Origin of the sequence: Rhizobium ruizarguesonis, from assembly GCF_017357285.1 — a bacterium.
Taxonomy (GTDB): Bacteria; Pseudomonadota; Alphaproteobacteria; order Rhizobiales; family Rhizobiaceae; genus Rhizobium; species Rhizobium ruizarguesonis.
On the sequence record NZ_CP071678.1, the window covers coordinates 3295139 to 3311239 of the forward strand.

17 protein-coding genes are annotated in these 16101 nt (G+C 61.6%); 10 read left to right on the top strand and 7 right to left on the bottom strand.

What is annotated here, in order from left to right:
* Nucleotides 1–111: 111 nt before the first annotated feature.
* The 3 genes from J3P73_RS16405 to J3P73_RS16415 all read right to left on the bottom strand — a co-directional run bounded on the left by J3P73_RS16405 (nt 112) and on the right by J3P73_RS16415 (nt 4106).
* A complete protein-coding gene (locus tag J3P73_RS16405; protein ID WP_024320831.1) occupies nt 112–2058 on the bottom strand; it encodes an elongation factor G in 1947 nt (648 codons plus the stop codon).
* A gap of 209 nt (nt 2059–2267) precedes the next feature.
* Entirely contained in the window at nt 2268–3533 is a 1266-nt protein-coding gene (locus J3P73_RS16410; protein ID WP_018074228.1) for an NAD(P)/FAD-dependent oxidoreductase, read from the bottom strand.
* Nucleotides 3534–3641: 108 nt separating this feature from the next.
* The gene (locus tag J3P73_RS16415) at nt 3642–4106 is read right to left on the bottom strand and encodes an Lrp/AsnC family transcriptional regulator (protein ID WP_018074226.1); all 465 of its coding nucleotides are present in this window, start codon (nt 4104–4106) and stop codon (nt 3642–3644) included.
* 157 nt (nt 4107–4263) lie between these two features.
* On the opposite strand from J3P73_RS16415, the gene J3P73_RS16420 reads away from it, so the two are divergent.
* From J3P73_RS16420 to J3P73_RS16440, 5 genes are all read left to right on the top strand, one after another.
* Nucleotides 4264–4983 carry an aspartate/glutamate racemase family protein gene (locus J3P73_RS16420; protein ID WP_024320830.1) on the top strand — a complete coding sequence of 240 codons (720 nt, stop codon included), beginning with the start codon at nt 4264–4266 and terminating at the stop codon, nt 4981–4983.
* Between the two features lie 232 nt (nt 4984–5215).
* Complete coding sequence (locus tag J3P73_RS16425; protein ID WP_024320829.1) at nt 5216–6133, top strand: bifunctional helix-turn-helix transcriptional regulator/GNAT family N-acetyltransferase; 918 nt, start codon at nt 5216–5218, stop codon at nt 6131–6133.
* A gap of 60 nt (nt 6134–6193) precedes the next feature.
* Nucleotides 6194–6817: a TetR/AcrR family transcriptional regulator gene (locus J3P73_RS16430; RefSeq protein WP_018074223.1), complete on the top strand. Its 624-nt coding sequence runs from the start codon at nt 6194–6196 to the stop codon at nt 6815–6817.
* Nucleotides 6818–6927: 110 nt separating this feature from the next.
* A complete protein-coding gene (locus J3P73_RS16435; protein ID WP_018074222.1) occupies nt 6928–8136 on the top strand; it encodes an MFS transporter in 1209 nt (402 codons plus the stop codon).
* A gap of 131 nt (nt 8137–8267) precedes the next feature.
* A complete protein-coding gene (locus J3P73_RS16440; protein WP_018074221.1) occupies nt 8268–8501 on the top strand; it encodes a DUF6429 family protein in 234 nt (77 codons plus the stop codon).
* A gap of 48 nt (nt 8502–8549) precedes the next feature.
* On the opposite strand, the gene J3P73_RS16445 is transcribed toward J3P73_RS16440, so the two are convergent.
* Nucleotides 8550–8966, bottom strand: a complete 417-nt coding sequence (locus J3P73_RS16445) for a winged helix-turn-helix transcriptional regulator (RefSeq protein WP_018074220.1) — start codon at nt 8964–8966, stop codon at nt 8550–8552.
* Nucleotides 8967–9089: 123 nt separating this feature from the next.
* Here J3P73_RS16445 and J3P73_RS16450 point away from each other — a divergent pair, with 123 nt between their 5' ends.
* Nucleotides 9090–9977, top strand: coding sequence for an SDR family oxidoreductase (locus tag J3P73_RS16450; RefSeq protein ID WP_018074219.1), 888 nt, complete (start codon nt 9090–9092; stop codon nt 9975–9977).
* Nucleotides 9978–10038: 61 nt separating this feature from the next.
* Here J3P73_RS16450 and J3P73_RS16455 read toward each other — a convergent pair whose 3' ends face one another.
* Nucleotides 10039–10791, bottom strand: a complete 753-nt coding sequence (locus tag J3P73_RS16455) for a pyridoxine 5'-phosphate synthase (RefSeq protein ID WP_207579662.1) — start codon at nt 10789–10791, stop codon at nt 10039–10041.
* 450 nt (nt 10792–11241) lie between these two features.
* Between J3P73_RS16455 and J3P73_RS16460 the strand changes: the two genes are divergently transcribed.
* Entirely contained in the window at nt 11242–11934 is a 693-nt protein-coding gene (locus tag J3P73_RS16460; protein ID WP_024320828.1) for a MerR family transcriptional regulator, read from the top strand.
* Between the two features lie 116 nt (nt 11935–12050).
* Here the strand turns inward: J3P73_RS16460 and J3P73_RS16465 are convergent, their stop codons facing one another.
* On the bottom strand, nt 12051–13178 hold the full coding sequence (locus tag J3P73_RS16465; RefSeq protein WP_018074216.1) for an ATP-dependent DNA helicase: 1128 nt from the start codon (nt 13176–13178) through the stop codon (nt 12051–12053).
* A 73-nt stretch (nt 13179–13251) separates the two neighbouring features.
* A complete protein-coding gene (locus J3P73_RS16470) occupies nt 13252–14175 on the bottom strand; it encodes a LysR family transcriptional regulator (RefSeq protein ID WP_024320827.1) in 924 nt (307 codons plus the stop codon).
* 132 nt (nt 14176–14307) lie between these two features.
* Here J3P73_RS16470 and J3P73_RS16475 point away from each other — a divergent pair, with 132 nt between their 5' ends.
* The 3 genes from J3P73_RS16475 (at nt 14308) to J3P73_RS16485 (ending at nt 16097) form a co-directional block, all read left to right on the top strand.
* The gene (locus J3P73_RS16475) at nt 14308–14787 is read left to right on the top strand and encodes a carboxymuconolactone decarboxylase family protein (RefSeq protein ID WP_018074214.1); all 480 of its coding nucleotides are present in this window, start codon (nt 14308–14310) and stop codon (nt 14785–14787) included.
* A 68-nt stretch (nt 14788–14855) separates the two neighbouring features.
* Nucleotides 14856–15611: an SDR family oxidoreductase gene (locus tag J3P73_RS16480; RefSeq protein ID WP_018074213.1), complete on the top strand. Its 756-nt coding sequence runs from the start codon at nt 14856–14858 to the stop codon at nt 15609–15611.
* A 69-nt stretch (nt 15612–15680) separates the two neighbouring features.
* The gene (locus tag J3P73_RS16485; RefSeq protein WP_130692195.1) at nt 15681–16097 is read left to right on the top strand and encodes a cupin domain-containing protein; all 417 of its coding nucleotides are present in this window, start codon (nt 15681–15683) and stop codon (nt 16095–16097) included.
* Nucleotides 16098–16101: the final 4 nt, after the last annotated feature.

Consider the following 16101-nt stretch of genomic DNA (forward strand, 5'->3'; position numbering starts at 1 on the left):
ATTCCAAGACAGCGAGCTACCATTATTCGATGCAGAGACCTTTGGCGAGGAAATAACTCTGCATCAACGTTCACTATACACCGCCGGACCACCTCCAGATCAGGGCTGTACTCAAATGGGGACACCCCGCAGACGCAGCAGATATTCGGCACCGTTAAACGGATCGGGGCCGGAGCGCCCACGCAAGCGCGGCTGGCCGGCAACCGGGGCGTAGTGATCGAAAGAGGTTTCCATGGTTCCGGCCCCGCTCGTCAGGCCCGGCAATTGCTGCTGAACGCTTTGGATCACCTGAGACGCCATGGTGCCCTCGAGCCGGGCGACGCCATCGGCGATCACCGAATCCATCGTCGCCGCTGCCGATTTCGCAAGCAAAGTGAGCACACCGCTCAAGCTCTCCATGGGCGTTTCGAGATGAAAGCGGTCGATCGGCTCGCAGAGGACGGTTTGCGCGGCCGACAGTGCATCTGCCAGCACCCAAGGCGTGAGCTGCCGGAAATCGGCGGTAGTGCTTGCAGGCGAGCTGTGCCGGGCTGCCGTCATCGCCACGTGGCAATCGATGACCTGCCAGCCGAAAACGCCCTGCTTCAACGTTTCGAACACGGTTTCTTCGACTGCCCTGTAAAAGCTGGCGGGCATCTGGCCGACATCCACTTCGAGCGCAAAGCTGTTGCCCGCCCCGGGAGGGCGCGGCTCGACGCGCAGGCCGACGGTTGCCAGGAAGGGATTGGGTTCCTTGAAAAGGATCTGCAGGCCGGCCCCGGTCCCGACGGGCCTCTCGACCAGGATGACAGTGCTTTTCTCGAACCTTGCCTCAAGGTTGAAATCCATCAGCAGGGTCGATTGGATAACCTCCTTCTGCACCTCGCCGTAGAGCGACACGAAGACTTCGTCCGCCTCCTCGTTCCGGCGCAGATTGATCAAGGGATCCTGTTCGGCCATCTGGTTCAGCGCCAGCCAGAGCGCCGCCTTGCCGGAAGGCCGCCGGGCAAGAACCCGGGTTTCGAGCGTAGGTGGCGCGAAATGAGCCCACCCGCCCGCGGGATCTCCGCCCACCGCATCCCCGATGCGGGCACCGGCAAGGCCGCTGATGCGCGCAATCTGCCCGGCGCGGAGGCTCTCGGCGCCATGAACCCGGCCGGCCTCGAACACATGGATGGCGGTCACCCGTTCCGGGCCTCTGGGCAGGTCCAGATATTGCCGGAGCCGCACCGTGCCTGAGGCCAGGTAGATGTAGGAGAGCTTTTCCCCGCCCCAGCCGCGTTCGATCTTGAAGATCTTGCCCGCGACCGGACCATCCGGATTGGGGCGCCGCTCGGGCAGGATCTTCGCAATGGCCGATGCCAGGGCGGGGATGCCGACGCCGGTCATCGCGGCTCCTGCGAAGACGGGATGCACGAGGCCGCTCGCCACCTGATCGGCTAGGCAGCGCCCGAGCCTTTCCTCCGTCAGCCAATCGGGAGCGAGTACATAGTCATCGAGCAGCGCCTCATCGTTTTCCCCGAGGGTCTCGCAGAGCGCCGAAAAGAGTGGCTCGTCTCCCAGAGCAAGCGTCTCCACCCGGACAAGCTTGGCTCCCGCATCGATGACCGAAGACATGGCGATGGGGCGGACCGCCAGCTGCGCGGCAAGGGCCTCGACAACCTCTTGATATCGCGCGCCGAGACGATCGACCTTGTTGACGAAGAAGATGAAGGGAACGCCAAGCCGCCGCAGCGCCCGCACCAGCACCCGCGACTGGGCCTGTACGCCTTCGACCGCCGAAACGACGACGACAGCGGCATCCAGCAATCCGAGCACCCGCTCGACCTCGGCAATGAAATCCGGGTGACCGGGCGTGTCGATGAGATTGACGATCCTGTCGCCGATCGTGAACGACACCACCGCGGCTCTGATCGTGATGCCACGTTGCCGTTCGAGTTCGAGAGTGTCCGTCTGTGTATTGCCGGTATCGACGCTGCCGAGCTTGTCGATGACGCCGGCGTCAAAAAGCAGTCTTTCGGTAAGGCTAGTCTTGCCTGCATCCACATGGGCGAGGATGCCCAGATTCAAAGTGCGCATGAACCACCAACTTCTCAGAATTTCGAATGTGATTTTCGTGAGAAGTGAATCGGCGCATTGGAACCTCTACTCGCTGTAGCTACGGCTGGATGCGTAACCCTGGTGGTTTTCGGAAGACGCGGGGCAAACCCTAAGGGCGGATCCGAAGATATGTCAAGTTTGGCTACATCGCTGCTTCGAGGCTTGGCCTCTGAAGGACGGGAGAAGAGTTACCCCTCCTCCCGCATCGTCTCTCGCTGGGTGATTAGCCGGGCGCTGTGCTGGCCGCTCAGATAGATCCACAGCCAGCTCCAGGCGACGGAGAAGCGCGAGCGGGTGCCGATCAGGAAGTAGATATGGGCAAGTCCCCAGATCCACCAGGCGAGCCAGCCCTTCAGCTTGATCCGGCCGAAATCGATGATCGCAGCACTCTTGCCGATCGTCGCCAAGCTGCCCTGATGCCAGTAGCGGAAGGGCGCCGGCGCCGGCTTGCCGGATATGCGGGCGCGGATCACCTTGGCGACGTATCCGCCCTGCTGCTTGGCGGCGGGCGCAATGCCCGGCACCGGCTTGCCGTCCTCGCGCATGACCGATGCGGTATCGCCGACGACGAAGACCTCGGGCAGCCCCGGCGCGCTGAGATCTTTCTCGACCACGACGCGCCCTGCCCGGTCGGCCGTAACACCCAGCCACTGCGCCGCCGGCGAGGCGGTGACGCCGGCTGCCCAGACGATCGTCCGGCTGGCAACGAAGGTCTCGCCGATCTTCACGCCGTCGGCGGTGCACTCGGTCACCGGCTTGCCGAGATGGATCTCGACCCCGAGCTTCTCCAGCGCCTTCTGCGCATAGGCCGAAAGCTCTTCGGCGAAGGTCGGCAGCACCCGCGGGCCGGCCTCGACCAGCACGACGCGGGTCTTGCGCGTGTCGATGTTGCGGAACTCCTTGGGCAGCGTGAAATGCGCGAGCTCGGCAATGATGCCGGCCAACTCGACGCCGGTCGGCCCGGCCCCGACGATGGTGAAGGTCAGCAGCGCGTCGCGCACGGCGGGATCGCTCTCCATCTCCGCTCGCTCGAAGGCGAGCAGCACGCGCCGGCGAATCGTCGTCGCGTCCTCCAGCGTCTTCAGGCCCGGCGCCACCGGCTCCCATTCGTCATGGCCGAAATAGGCATGCGTCGCCCCGGTCGCCAGCACCAGCGTGTCATAACTGAGAGTCATGCCGTTGCGTAGGGAAACCGTCTTGGCGCCGCTGTCGACGCCCGTGACCTCGCCGAGCAGCACGGTCACGTCAGGCCGGTCGGCATAGAGACGGCGGATCGGCCAGGCGATCTCGGAGGTGGACAGAATGGTGGTCGCCACCTGATAGAGCAGCGGCTGGAAGAGATGGTGATTGCGCCGGTCGACCAGCGTGATCCTGACACCCGCGCCTTTCAAGCCGTTGACGAGCTGCAGTCCACCGAAACCGCCGCCGACAACGACGACATGATGATCGCTCATGACCTACCCCTTTGCGCCATTTCGCTCAAAGCCAATGTGGCCTTCGCCGCGATGGTTGCAACCGCCGTTTCGGCATACCTCCCCTGCATCCCGGTCGGTGGAACCGACTCAATCGGCATAGCCCACGGGTATCGCCATTCCATGTTTCAATTCTTCCATCGAAATCGACGCGGAGACATCAAAGAGTTCGAGCCGGCGAACGATCTGCTTGTAGATCACATCGTAGTGCTCGACGCGCGGCAGGACGATCTTCAGGATGTAATCGTGATTGCCGGTCAGCCGGTGCGCCTCGACGATCTCCGGAATGTCGCTGATGATCCTGCGGAAGGTCTCCGTCCAGTCGTCGGAATGGTGCGCCGTCTTGATGAGTGCGAAGACCGTCGTCGGTACGCCCATTTTTTCCCGGTCGAGCACGATGATCCGCCGGGCGATATGGCCGCTCTCCTCCAGCCGCTGGATGCGCCGGGAACAGGCCGACACCGAAAGCGCCACACGCTCGGCAAGATCGGTCACGGATATGCCTGCATCCTTCTGCAGCATGTCGAGAATGCGCCTATCGCGATCGTCAAGCATGTGTCTAAACTGAACCTCTCGCCGAATTTTTGCATAAACTCGTAAAACCACGCAAAATAATATCACGTATTTCACAGAGATGACAAACAACGCAAACACGTCGCGCCGGAATCGCGGCATCATTCCCGACAGTTGAGAAGCATGGGAGCTTGAAGAAATGGAAATGATCGGACTGATCGGCGGCATGAGTTTCGAAAGTTCGGCGGTCTATTATCGCCTCGTCAACGAGATGGTGCGCGACCGCAAGGGTGGCCTCGCCTCGGCTGAACTCATCCTGCATTCGGTCAATTTCGAAGAGATCGTCGCGCTCCAGAAGGCCGGCGACTGGGATATGGCCGCCTCGCGCCTCGGCGACGTGGCGCTGCGCCTGCAGATCGCCGGCGCCCGCTGCATCCTCATCTGCACCAACACCATGCACCTGATCGCCGACAAGGTCGCAGACAAGATCTCCGTGCCGCTGATCCACATCATCGACGAGACGGCAAAATCGCTGCATGCGAGCGGCCGCAAGCGCCCGCTGCTGCTTGCCACCCGCTACACGATGGAGCACGGCTTCTACGGCGACCGCATGAAGGGCCTAGGCCTCGACATCATGGTGCCCGATGCCGGCGACCGCACCACCGTGCACGACATCATCTTCAACGAGCTCTGCGCCGGCAAGGTGCTCGACAGTTCGCGCGACAAGCTGATGGCGGTGATATCACGCGCCATCAATAACGGCGCCGACAGCATCATCCTCGGCTGCACCGAAATCTGTCTGATCCTCGATCCCGACCACCTGCCGTTGCCGGGCTTCGACACCACCGCGATCCATGCGCGGGCGGCGGTCGATTTCGCGCTCGGTGCAGACGAAGAGGCAGAAGAGGAAGCGGCCTGAAGGCCTACGGACAATTTAGTTGACCCAGTCAACCAAATGCACGACAAAGTCTCTGTTCGGAGATTTTTGCCAGTTTGCTGACACCTCGTTCTCTCCTCGGCGTCATCCTCGGCCTTGTGCCGAGGATCTGCCACGCATCGACGGGACGCAGATGCTCGGGACAGCCCGAGCATGACGAAGGAGGAGTTGGCCGACTTCGTCTCGCAAGAATCTCCATCTGGAGATTCTTGCCATGCCCGATATCGCCCTCCTCGAAACCGCTCGCGATTTCAACCGGTTCTATACGAACTTCCTCGGCCTCTTGAACAAGGCCTATCTCGACACCCCCTTCACGCTGACGGATGCCCGCATCCTCTTCGAGGTCGGCTCGCATGATGGCGTCACCGCCGCCGCCCTTGTCCGCGACCTGCAGCTCGACCCGGCCTATCTCAGCCGCATCCTCAAGCGTTTCCGCGCCGAGGGGTTGATCGAGACCAGCCCCGATCCGGCCGATCTTCGCAGCCAGGTCATCATTGTCACTGACCAGGGACGCGGGACGTTCGAGGAACTCGGCCGGCGCTCCAATGCGCAGATCGCCGCCCGTTTCGACCGCCTGGCGAGCGGCGAGCCGGAGGCGGCCGTCTCCGCCATGTGCACGATCCGCGCCCTGCTCGACCCGGCGGCAAAACCTGCGCCGGCAATCATCCGCGCTCACCGGGCCGGCGATATAGGCTGGATTGTCCAGAGCCAGGGCCGCTTCTATGCCGAGGAATATGGCTGGGATCTGCGCTTCGAGGCGCTGGTCGCCGAGGTCGCCGGCAAATTCCTCGCCAATTTCGATCCGGTCAAAGAATATTGCTGGATCGCCGAGCGCGGCGGGGTCAATGTCGGTTCGGTCCTCGTCACCAATGGCGGCGACGGCGTCGCCAAGCTCCGCCTGCTCTATGTCGACAAATCAGCCCGCGGCCTCGGTCTCGGCAAGCTGCTGGTCGATGAATGCATCCGCTTCTCAAAACAGAAGGGCTACCGCGAGCTTTCGCTCTGGACCAACGATATGCTGGAGACCGCCCGCGCCATCTACGTCAAGGCGGGTCTCCGACTTGTCTCCGAGGAGAGACATCGCATGTTCGGCCCCGAAGCGAACGGCCAGAACTGGGTGCTCGATCTCTGAATTTGCTGCGTCGCAGAAATTTCACTTGATTTGGAAACGTTCATTCCCTAATTAGGCGCAATGACCGTTGCCAATCTCACACCAGAAGCAAAGACCCGCAGCCGTGGCCGTCCGCGCGAGTTCGATATGGACGCAGCACTGGATGCGGCGCTCCGCGTCTTTTCCGAACGCGGCTATCACGCCACCTCCATCAGCGAGTTGACCGAAGCAATGGGCCTTGCTTCGGGGAGCATCTACAAGGCATTCAAGGATAAGCGCGGCATCTTTCTTGCTGCTTTCGCCCATTATCGAAAACTCGGCCGACGGCGTCTGGAAGCGATGATCGCGTCTGCGAAGACCGGTCGCGAGAAGGTCTTCCAGATGGTGATGTATTATACCGAGCTCTCCTATGGCGAGGCCGGCCGCAAAGGCTGTCTCGTCGTCGGCGGCGCCAACGACTTCGCCCTGCTTGACGAGGAAGCCGCTGCCCACGTCGTGACTGCCTTTACCGCGGACGAAAAGCTGATGGCCGATCTCATCCGCATCGGCCAGGAAGACGGCAGCATTCCGAAGACGGCAGACCCGGATGCCGCCGCCCTCGCCTTCCTCTGCTTTACCAAAGGCCTGCGCGTCATCGGCAAAACAGGGCGCAGCAGGGAAGAGATGCAGTCCGCGGCCGAGGCCGCGATGAAGCTCGTGACCTGAACAGTCCACACCGTGGACGAGAGAAATACCGGCATTCGGTCAAGGATCGGGTGGCCGCAGCCAGCATTTTTGCATTCAATCCTTTCAATCTTTGAATACCGGAGTTTCTGATGAGCATTTCAGCCACCACGCCGGATAAGGCCATTCCCAGGGCGCTATCCCCCTGGCTAACCTTCCTTTTCGCCGCCGCCTGCGGGCTGGTGGCCGCCAATCTCTACTATGGCCAGCCGCTGGCCGGTCCGATCAGTGCCGATCTCGGCTTCACGCCTGCCGCCACCGGCCTGATCGTCACGTTGACGCAGATCGGCTACGGCCTCGGCCTGCTGCTGATCGTGCCGCTCGGCGATCTCACCGAAAACCGCCGTCTGGTGTTGATGCTGATCGCCGTCTCCGCCGTTGCGCTCATCGGCGCGGCGCTGTCGTCGACGCCCACGGCCTTCCTCGTCGCTTCGCTCTCTATTGGTCTTTCATCTGTCGCAGTTCAGGTCCTGGTTCCTTTCGCTGCCAACATGGCGCCGGATGCCACGCGCGGCCAGGTCGTCGGCAACGTCATGAGCGGCCTGCTCTGCGGCATCATGCTCGCCCGCCCCTTCGCAAGCTTCGTCGCCGAGGCCTCCTCCTGGCACGTGGTCTATTACGTCACCGCAGCGCTCATGCTCGTGCTCGCCGTCGTCTTGCGCATCAACCTGCCGGTTCGCGTGCCGAAGACGAAGCTGCGCTATGGCGAGTTGCTCGCTTCTATGGGCCATCTGGCGCTCACCTCCCGCGTGCTGCAGCGCCGGGCGCTCTATCAGGCCGGCATGTTCGGTGCCTTCAGCCTGTTCTGGACGACGACGCCGCTGCTGCTCGCAAGCCCGGCCTTCGGCCTGACGCAGAACGGCATTGCCCTCTTCGCCCTCGCAGGTGCTGCCGGCGCCGTCGCTTCGCCGATCGCCGGCCGGCTTGCCGATCGCGGCATGACAAAGATCGCCTCGACGCTTGCCATGCTGCTCGGCATGGCCGCCTTCCTGATCAGCCATTTCGCCGTAGACGGCTCGCTCACCGCGCTGCTGCTTTTGACGGCAGCGGCGATCCTCCTCGATTTCGGCGTGACCACCAATCTCGTCTGCGGCCAGCGCGCCATCTATGCGCTAAACCCGGAACACCGCAGCCGGCTCAACGGCCTGTTCATGGCGACCTTCTTTGCCGGCGGTGCGCTGGGCTCAGCACTCGGCGGCTGGGCCTATGCGACCGGCGGCTGGACGATGACGGCCTGGATCGGCTTCTGCTTCCCGGCGCTGGCCTTTCTGCTGTTCCTGACGGAAGGACGCGGTGAGTAAGGCGCCATCAATCCAGGATCGAACGTCTAAAACCTTGACAGAGCCAACTTATGGATGCCCACATCCAGGAAGCAGCGTATGCATCCGTTTGAGAGCTGCAGAATTTTCGCCTTTTTACATGGGATTCTGGCATGGAGATAGACGAAGAAAAAATCGACGATGCTGTACTCGCATTATTATGGCTGACGCTACATGACGGAGACCGCGCCTGGAAGGGTTTTGACTGGGGCGTGATGGACCGTTTGCATCAGAAGGGTCTGATTGCAAATCCCGCAGGCAAGACCAAGTCTGTCGTTCTGAGCGACGAAGGTTTGCGAAGATCGGAGGAATTGTTCCGCGCTCTGTTCATGCGGCCAACCAAATAATTGCTGTTTCCGTTTCCAGAAAGGCGGAATTCGCTTTTATCAACGGCACTAGCCGCTGACGGAATCGAAATGCGAACGGGCGGCGCGAACGGCATCATGGTTCGCTTCCGCCCAATTCAGAAGCTGCGACAGCGGTTGGTAGAGCGAACGTCCAAGTTCGGTCATCGAATATTCGACGCTCGGCGGCTTGGTCGGGAATACCTCGCGGTCGATATAACCATCCCTCTGCAGGTCGCGCAGCGTCTGCGTCAGCATGCGCTGCGAAATATCGGGGATCATCCGCCGCAGCTCGCCGAAGCGATAAGGCCGATCCGCCAGCACCTCGAGCAGCAACGTCGACCATTTGCCGCCGATCTGCTGCATCATGTCCCTGACCGGGCAATTGCCGAAATCGAGGCCGGCGAGATCGATCTCGCGCCGCGCCCCCGGCACCCTGTTCTTCAGACTGACGACCGCACCACTCATCTGCTGGTTCCCTTTTGGTAACGTAGAGCTGAAAAACTGCCTCCTTTACACAGCCTAGTCAATTCCTATTCTAGTGTTACTCTCTTTTCGAGACTACCTGCACAACACGGAAGGAAACGACGTATGAGCGAAATCATCCTGGTCACCGGCGCTGCGGGGCAGCTCGGCCAGCGTGTCATCCATCACCTCATCGAGACCTACAAGGTTGCCCCCGGCAACATCGTCGCGGCGACACGCAGCCCGGAAAAGCTCTCCGAACTCGAAAAGAAGGGCGTCGTCACCCGCAAGGCCGATTTCGATGACGCGGCAGGCCTGGGGCAGGCTTTCGCAGGCGTCGCTCGCCTGCTGATCATCAGCACCGATGCGCTGGACACTCCCGGCAAGCGCCTCGCCCAGCACAAGGGCGCCGTTGCAGCGGCCGTCAAGGCTGGCGTCAAGCACATCGCCTACACCTCAATGCCGGCGCCGGACAATTCGCTTGTCACCTTCGCGCCCGATCATCTCGGCAGCGAAAACGCCATCAAGGCAAGCGGCATCGCCCATACGATCATTCGCGACGCCTGGTATCACGACAATTACCTGCACGGCATGCCGCACAACCTGCAGGGCGGCAAATGGTATAGCGCCACGGGTGACGGCAAGATCTCGACGATCTCGCGTGACGACTGCGCGCTGGCGATCGCCGCAGCCCTTGCCTCCGGCACCTCGGAGAGCGTCACTTATACGCTGACCGGCGCGCAATCGCTGAACAACCGGCAGATCGCCGCCATCGTTTCCGATGTCGCCGACAAGCCGCTCGAGGTGATCGACGTCAATGATGAGCAGCTCGGCCAGGGCATGCGCGGCGCCGGCCTTCCCGGTTTCGTCGCCGACATGCTGGTTTCGGCCGACGCCAACACCCGCGCCGGCAAGTTCGACATCGTCACCGAAGACTTCACCAAGCTGACCGGCAAACAGCCGCAGCCGCTGAAGGATTTCTTCGTCGAACACAAGGCGGCTCTGACCGCCTGAGGCGGGATAAGGCCGCCTGGAAAGCTCGCCTTGCACATCAGGGGCGGGCTTTCTTCAATGATCAGATCGTCTGACCGCAGGCCCGGCAGAAGCGCCGCACCGTTTCCGCCATGCCGTATTCCAGCGCATCGGCGGTCAGCCCATGGCCGATCGAAACCTCGGCAAGAGCGGGAATGCGCTTCACCAGCGCTGGCAGGTTTTCCACTGTCAGATCATGGCCGGCATTGACGGCAAGGCCGATTGCGACGGCTGCATCCGCCGTCCGTCCAAGCGCTTCAAGGATCGGGCCTGCCCGCTCCGGCGCATCGAAGCAACCGCCATAGGGGCCGGTATAGAGTTCGATCCGATCGGCGCCGACCGCCTTGGCGATCTCAACCGCCTGTGCGTCCCCGTCACCATCGGCAAACAGCGACACCCGGCATCCCATCGTCTTCAGCCGCGCGACGGCATCGGTCAGGAACGCCTGGTGCTTGCCGAAATCCCAGCCGTGATCGGAGGTCGCCTGGGCGGGATCGTCAGGCACCAGCGTCACCTGCTCGGGTGCCGCGCCGGCGCAGAGTTCGAAGAATTCCTCTGTGGGATAGCCCTCGATATTGAACTCGGCCTTGGGGAATTCGTCGTCGATCAGGTTGCGGATCACGGGCAGGTCGGAAAAGCGGATGTGCCGCTGGTCGGGGCGCGGATGCACCGTCAGCCCGCTCGCACCGGATTTCAGCGCGATACGCCCGAGCGCTTCGACGCTCGGCCAGGGCAGGTCGCGCCGGTTGCGCAGCATGGCGACGGCGTTGAGGTTCACGGAGAGCTTGGCGGGCATGGCGAGATCCATCGGTCACGGAAATGGGAGGCCTGCTTTTAAGCCAAGTGCTCCGCGATGGCCAACGAGATTCACAAATGGATGCGATGCCAATCGCTGATGGGCACCGAAATTACGCTGAGCATTTGCCGCACGCGTACCGCAGATAGTAAATCCCGTCATCTTTGAAGAGGACCGCGAGATCCCGCAGTGCAGCACATGTTTTTGTGCAACACACCCAAGAACCCGGCAAAATATGCAGGTAAAGTTGCTATCCCATTTAAAAGAGATTATTTTTAGCACTTATAAAAAAGATCGTTCACGCATAACGTGGACATCGTATCGCGTAGAGTACGCCGCGTACTGCTTCTTTCCCACTGAGAAGAACGCCTAGAGGAAACCCCACTCGCCGCGCATGGGAAGCAACTGGCAAAACCGCATGAGGTGCAACAACATGCCCCAGGAGGGTTCATGCCAGACGGTTCCAAACGCCTGTTTGCCACCGCCGGTATCGCTTCGGAGGCCCGATCGAAATATCGGTTCCTGCCTTCGGCCGCGCTACCGCCGGATCTACCGGACGGTCCGGTGCCCATTGCCGAGATGGCAAACGCATTCGGCGTCACACACAGGACACTGCATTTCTATGAAGAGAAAGGGTTGATTTCAGCCAACCGCATCGGTCTGATGCGGGTCTACGGACAGGACGACGTGATGCGCATGGCCGTGATCACGGTCTGCCGCGATACAGGCATGCCAATCGCCGTCATCCAGGAACTGATGGACGAACTCCGCAACGCTGATTCGCAGGAAGCGGCCGAGACGATCTTCCGCGAGGCCCTGCAGGTGCGCAAGCGCGAACTGACGGCCGAGATGTCGACGCTGCACCGCCAGCTCCAGCAGGTCGGCGACCTCCTGGATTACGACGGCAGCATCGAGGAGCCGCCGCTGAACGACAATCAGGACAGCGCAAGCCTGACCCCGCAGGAGCGGCGTTGCCTGGAACTGATGGCGGAGGGTTATTCCACCCAGCGCATCGCCCGGGCGCTCGACCTGAAACATGACGAAACCCGTGACCTGGAGGCCGGAATCATCCTGAAATTCCGCGCCAACAACCGCTTCCAGGCCATCGCCAAGGCAGTTCTGCTCGGCATCGTGCAGGCCTGAATCACGCCCCGACGGCCGCCACCGTCTCCTCTTTCTTCTGCCCGATCAGCAGATACGATCTGGTCGCGGGTGCGACCGGGATCACGAGTGTGATCGAGATCCCGGATGTGATCGGGTCAGCGGACGATCGTCAGCGTCTCCGCCGCGCGCGTGATCGCAGTGTAAAGCCAGCGTTCCCGGGTATCGCGAAACGCCCAGCTCTCGTCGAAGAGCACGACATCATTCCATTGCGAACCCTGCGCCTTGTGAACGGTAAGCGCATAGCCGTAGTCGAACTCGTCATAGCGCTTGCGGGTGTTCCAGGGGATCTCACCTTCGACATCCTCGAACGCCTGTTTCAGCAGCTTGATCTTGGCAGCTCCCCGGTCCATGTCATCGTCTTCGGGGCGGACGAGCAGATTGATGCCGGGCTTCGTCGTTTCCTTGGATGAGGTCATCACCTGCCAGAGCGAACCGTTGAGCAGGCCCTTGGCCGGATCGTTCCGCAGGCAGACTAGCTTGTCGCCGGTCTGGGGATAATCGGCATTGAAGCCTTTCAGCTCGCGCAGGCGCTGATTGTAGCGCCGACGCGTCCTATTGGTGCCGACGAGCACCTGATCGGCGTCGAGGACCAGTTGCTGCGTCACCTCGTTCTTCGAGATCACCTTGGCCGTGCCGTAGTCGCCGTACATCACCTCATTGCCTTCGCGCACCTGCATGGCGAGCTTGATGATCGGATTGTCGCGCGCCTGGCGGTGGATATCGGTGAGCAGGTAGTCCGGCTCCTGATTGGTGAAGTAGCCGCCACCTGTCACCGGCGGCAGCTGGCCTGGATCACCGAGCACCAGGATCGGCGTGCCGAAGCTCATCAGATCCTTGCCGAGTGCTTCGTCGACCATCGAGCATTCGTCGACGATGATCAGCGCCGCTTTCGCGACCGGGCTTTGCCGGTTGATCGAAAACATCGGCGCAATCGACGTCTTGCCTGTTTCCTCGTCTTCCACCGCCTCCTCACCGCGCGGCCGGTAGATCAGCGAATGGATCGTCCGGGCGTTGGAGGCGCCGCGCGAGCGCAGCACCTGCGCCGCCTTGCCGGTGAAGGCGGCAAACAACACGTCGCCATCGACATTTTCGGCGAAATGCTTGGCAAGCGTCGTCTTCCCTGTCCCGGCATAGCCGAACAGGCGAAAGAGTGGCGAGCGCCCTTCCTTCAGCCATTTCGAAACAGCCTTCAGGGCTTCGTCTTGTTGCGGCGCAAATTGCATGATCGCAGGACTTGGCAGGATTCGCGGGATTTAGGCAAGGCGGAAAACGGCAAATCGCCCGGCCAGTCGATCATCAGTTCCACTGCGGGTCCGCGCCGCTCGCGCACATCGACGGGTCCTGCCCAATAGCGTCGATGAGAAAATCCAGAACCGTCTTGACGCGCAGCGGCATGTTGCGCCGCGAGGGATAGACGACGGTAACCGGCAGCCGGCTCGGCTGGAAATCCTTCATCACCGGGACCAGCCGGCCGGCGGCGATATCGGGCATGGCGATGATGTGCGAAAGCACCGCAAGACCCGCTCCAGCAAGGGCTGCCCGGTGAATGGCGACGGCATTGCAGGCGGTCAGCCGCGGTGAGATCCGGACCGATATGTCTTCCGAACCGTTCGAGAAGGACCAGGTATTGGCCTCACCTGCCCTGTTGTAGCACAGGCATTCATGGTCCTTGATCTCCTTCGGTGCGCGGGGAGCCGCCCTGCGCGCGAGATAAGCGGGAGATGCAACGAGGAAGGCGGTCGTCCAGCCGATCCGCCGGCAGACGAGGCTGCTGTCGGCAACCTGGCCCAAGCGCACTTCGAGATCCAGGCGCTCCTCGATCATATCCGAGCCCTGCTCCCTGAAAATGAGTTCGACGGAGAGCTTTGGATGGGCGGCGAGAAGATCGCCGAGCCGCTCGCTGAGACAGAGGCCGAGTGGTGCTGGAACGCTGAGCCTGACCTTTCCCGAGGCCATGGCTCCGTCCGATCCGGCCGCATCGCCAAGCTCCTCAACCGCTTCGAGAATCCGCAGCGCCATCGGCAGCATCCGCTCCCCCTCTGCCGTCAGCGATAGGCCGCTCGTCGTGCGATGCAGGAGGCGGGTGTTGAAATGGCCTTCGAGGGCGGCGACCTGTCGCGAGACCGCCGGCTGCGTCACGTCGAGATCGTGCGCCGCCGCCGAGAACGAACCCGTCTCCACGACGCGCCGAAACGTCCGCAATGCCGATACGATATCCATCCCCGCCCCCTCATACTTTTGCGCATAGGCCTTATGCAGCCAGACTAAGCGAGAATGGCTTTACAGTCTAGCAATTAAGGATATCTTTTATCCATAAGGATATTTGATATCCTTAATTAGAGGAGAAGTTACATGACCCAGCGACTGAACTACGCCCAGCAGTCCCCCGAGCTTTTCAAGAAATTCATGGAATTCAGCATGGCGCTGAAGAGCAGCGTGATCGACGAGAAGCTGCAGGCCCTCGTCGAGATCCGCGCTTCGCAGATCAATGGATGCGGCTTTTGCCTCGACATGCATGTGAAGCAGGCCAAGATCCTCGGCGAAACCGAACTCCGGCTTTATCACGTCGCCATCTGGCGGGAATCGACCCTGTTCATCCCCCGCGAGCGCGCAGCGCTTGCCTGGACGGAAGCTCTGACGAAGTTGCCGGAAGGCGGCATTCCCGATGAGATTTACGAACGGGTTCGCGGCCAGCTTTCCGAGAAGGAAATCTCGGACCTGACTTTCGTCGTCATGGCGATCAATGCCTGGAACCGCGTCAATGTCGGCTTCAAGACCGTACCCGGCGCGGCCGACAAGGCTTATGGCCTCGACAAGGCCGGCCTGAACTAAACCGCGCAATTCATTGAGAAGATTCACCTTTGACGCTGCCGCACCGCGGCAGTAAACGGAGATCTGTTATGAAAATCGTTGTCATCGGCGGAACCGGCCTCATCGGTTCGAAGACTGTCGAACGCCTGCGCAAGTACGGCCACGAAGTGATCGCCGCCTCGCCGAACTCCGGCGTCAACACGATCACCGGAGAAGGATTGGCGGAGGCGCTCTCGGGCGCCGAAGTCGTGCTCGACCTCGCCAATTCTCCGTCCTTCGAGGACAAGGCCGTGCTCGAATTCTTCGAGACCTCGGGCCGCAATCTTCTCGCTGCCGAAAAAGTGGCCGGCGTGAAGCATCATATCGCCCTTTCGGTGGTCGGCACCGAGCGTCTGCAGGAAAGCGGCTATTTTCGCGGCAAGCTCGCCCAGGAAAAGCTGATCAAGCAATCCGGCGTTCCCTACACCATCGTTCACTCGACTCAATTCATGGAATTCCTCGGCGGCATCGCCCAATCGGGGACGGTCGGCCAGACGGTCCGCCTGTCGCCGGCCTATGTGCAGCCGATCGTTTCCGACGACGTCGCCGATGTCATGGCGGATGTGGCTCTCGCACCGCCCGCTAATGCGACGATCGAGATATCAGGTCCGGAACGGGCGCGCCTCAGCGAACTCGTCGCCCGGTATTTGAAGGCCATGAAAGATCCGCGCACCGTCGAGGCCGATGCCGAGGCGAAATATTTCGGCGCGAGACTCAACGACCAGTCGCTTGTTTCGGACAATAACCCGCGGCTCGGCTCGATCACCTTCGAGCAGTGGTTCGCCAAGTCCGCCCAGCCGAAGTGATGCGACTTGCCCTGAGGACGCGGCCACTCGGGCGCGTCCTGCCCAAACCCTGCAACCATGGAGATTCCGATGATCCGAACATCATTCCTCGCCGCTGCGCTCGCCCTTCTGGCTGCCACGGGCGCCAGCGCCGATGAGAGCAGCAAAGCTGCCAAGGTGACGCTCGTCTATGAACACGAACTTCCGAACGTACCGGGCAAGAGCATCAAGGGCGTGCTGGTCGAGTACGGCCCAGGCGGCTTCTCCGACGGCCACACCCATCCCGATACGGCCTTCATCTACGCCACCGTGCTCGAAGGAGCGATCCGCAACCAGGTCAATGACGGCCCCGTCAAGGTCTATCATGCCGGAGAGAGCTTCTCCGAAATGCCGGGTGACCGCCATGGTGTCAGCGCCAACGGTAGCGAGACGAAGCCCGCCCGCCTGCTCGCCGTCTTCGTCGTCGATACCAAGCAGAAAGAGCTGACCTATCCGCTCAAGAAGTGATGAT

What these genes read in the sequence shown, in the direction of transcription:
- J3P73_RS16405 (WP_024320831.1), bottom strand. Translation starts at nt 2,058, where the DNA reads ATGCGCACTTTGAATCTGGGCATCCTCGCCCATGTGGATGCAGGCAAG.
- J3P73_RS16440 (WP_018074221.1), top strand. Translation starts at nt 8,268, where the DNA reads ATGGAGATAGACGAAGAAAAAATCGACGATGCTGTACTCGCATTATTA.
- J3P73_RS16480 (WP_018074213.1), top strand. Translation starts at nt 14,856, where the DNA reads ATGAAAATCGTTGTCATCGGCGGAACCGGCCTCATCGGTTCGAAGACT.
- J3P73_RS16450 (WP_018074219.1), top strand. Translation starts at nt 9,090, where the DNA reads ATGAGCGAAATCATCCTGGTCACCGGCGCTGCGGGGCAGCTCGGCCAG.
- J3P73_RS16410 (WP_018074228.1), bottom strand. Translation starts at nt 3,533, where the DNA reads ATGAGCGATCATCATGTCGTCGTTGTCGGCGGCGGTTTCGGTGGACTG.
- J3P73_RS16435 (WP_018074222.1), top strand. Translation starts at nt 6,928, where the DNA reads ATGAGCATTTCAGCCACCACGCCGGATAAGGCCATTCCCAGGGCGCTA.
- J3P73_RS16445 (WP_018074220.1), bottom strand. Translation starts at nt 8,966, where the DNA reads ATGAGTGGTGCGGTCGTCAGTCTGAAGAACAGGGTGCCGGGGGCGCGG.
- J3P73_RS16425 (WP_024320829.1), top strand. Translation starts at nt 5,216, where the DNA reads ATGCCCGATATCGCCCTCCTCGAAACCGCTCGCGATTTCAACCGGTTC.
- J3P73_RS16415 (WP_018074226.1), bottom strand. Translation starts at nt 4,106, where the DNA reads ATGCTTGACGATCGCGATAGGCGCATTCTCGACATGCTGCAGAAGGAT.
- J3P73_RS16455 (WP_207579662.1), bottom strand. Translation starts at nt 10,791, where the DNA reads ATGCCCGCCAAGCTCTCCGTGAACCTCAACGCCGTCGCCATGCTGCGC.
- J3P73_RS16485 (WP_130692195.1), top strand. Translation starts at nt 15,681, where the DNA reads ATGATCCGAACATCATTCCTCGCCGCTGCGCTCGCCCTTCTGGCTGCC.
- J3P73_RS16475 (WP_018074214.1), top strand. Translation starts at nt 14,308, where the DNA reads ATGACCCAGCGACTGAACTACGCCCAGCAGTCCCCCGAGCTTTTCAAG.
- J3P73_RS16430 (WP_018074223.1), top strand. Translation starts at nt 6,194, where the DNA reads ATGACCGTTGCCAATCTCACACCAGAAGCAAAGACCCGCAGCCGTGGC.
- J3P73_RS16420 (WP_024320830.1), top strand. Translation starts at nt 4,264, where the DNA reads ATGGAAATGATCGGACTGATCGGCGGCATGAGTTTCGAAAGTTCGGCG.
- J3P73_RS16460 (WP_024320828.1), top strand. Translation starts at nt 11,242, where the DNA reads ATGCCAGACGGTTCCAAACGCCTGTTTGCCACCGCCGGTATCGCTTCG.
- J3P73_RS16465 (WP_018074216.1), bottom strand. Translation starts at nt 13,178, where the DNA reads ATGCAATTTGCGCCGCAACAAGACGAAGCCCTGAAGGCTGTTTCGAAA.
- J3P73_RS16470 (WP_024320827.1), bottom strand. Translation starts at nt 14,175, where the DNA reads ATGGATATCGTATCGGCATTGCGGACGTTTCGGCGCGTCGTGGAGACG.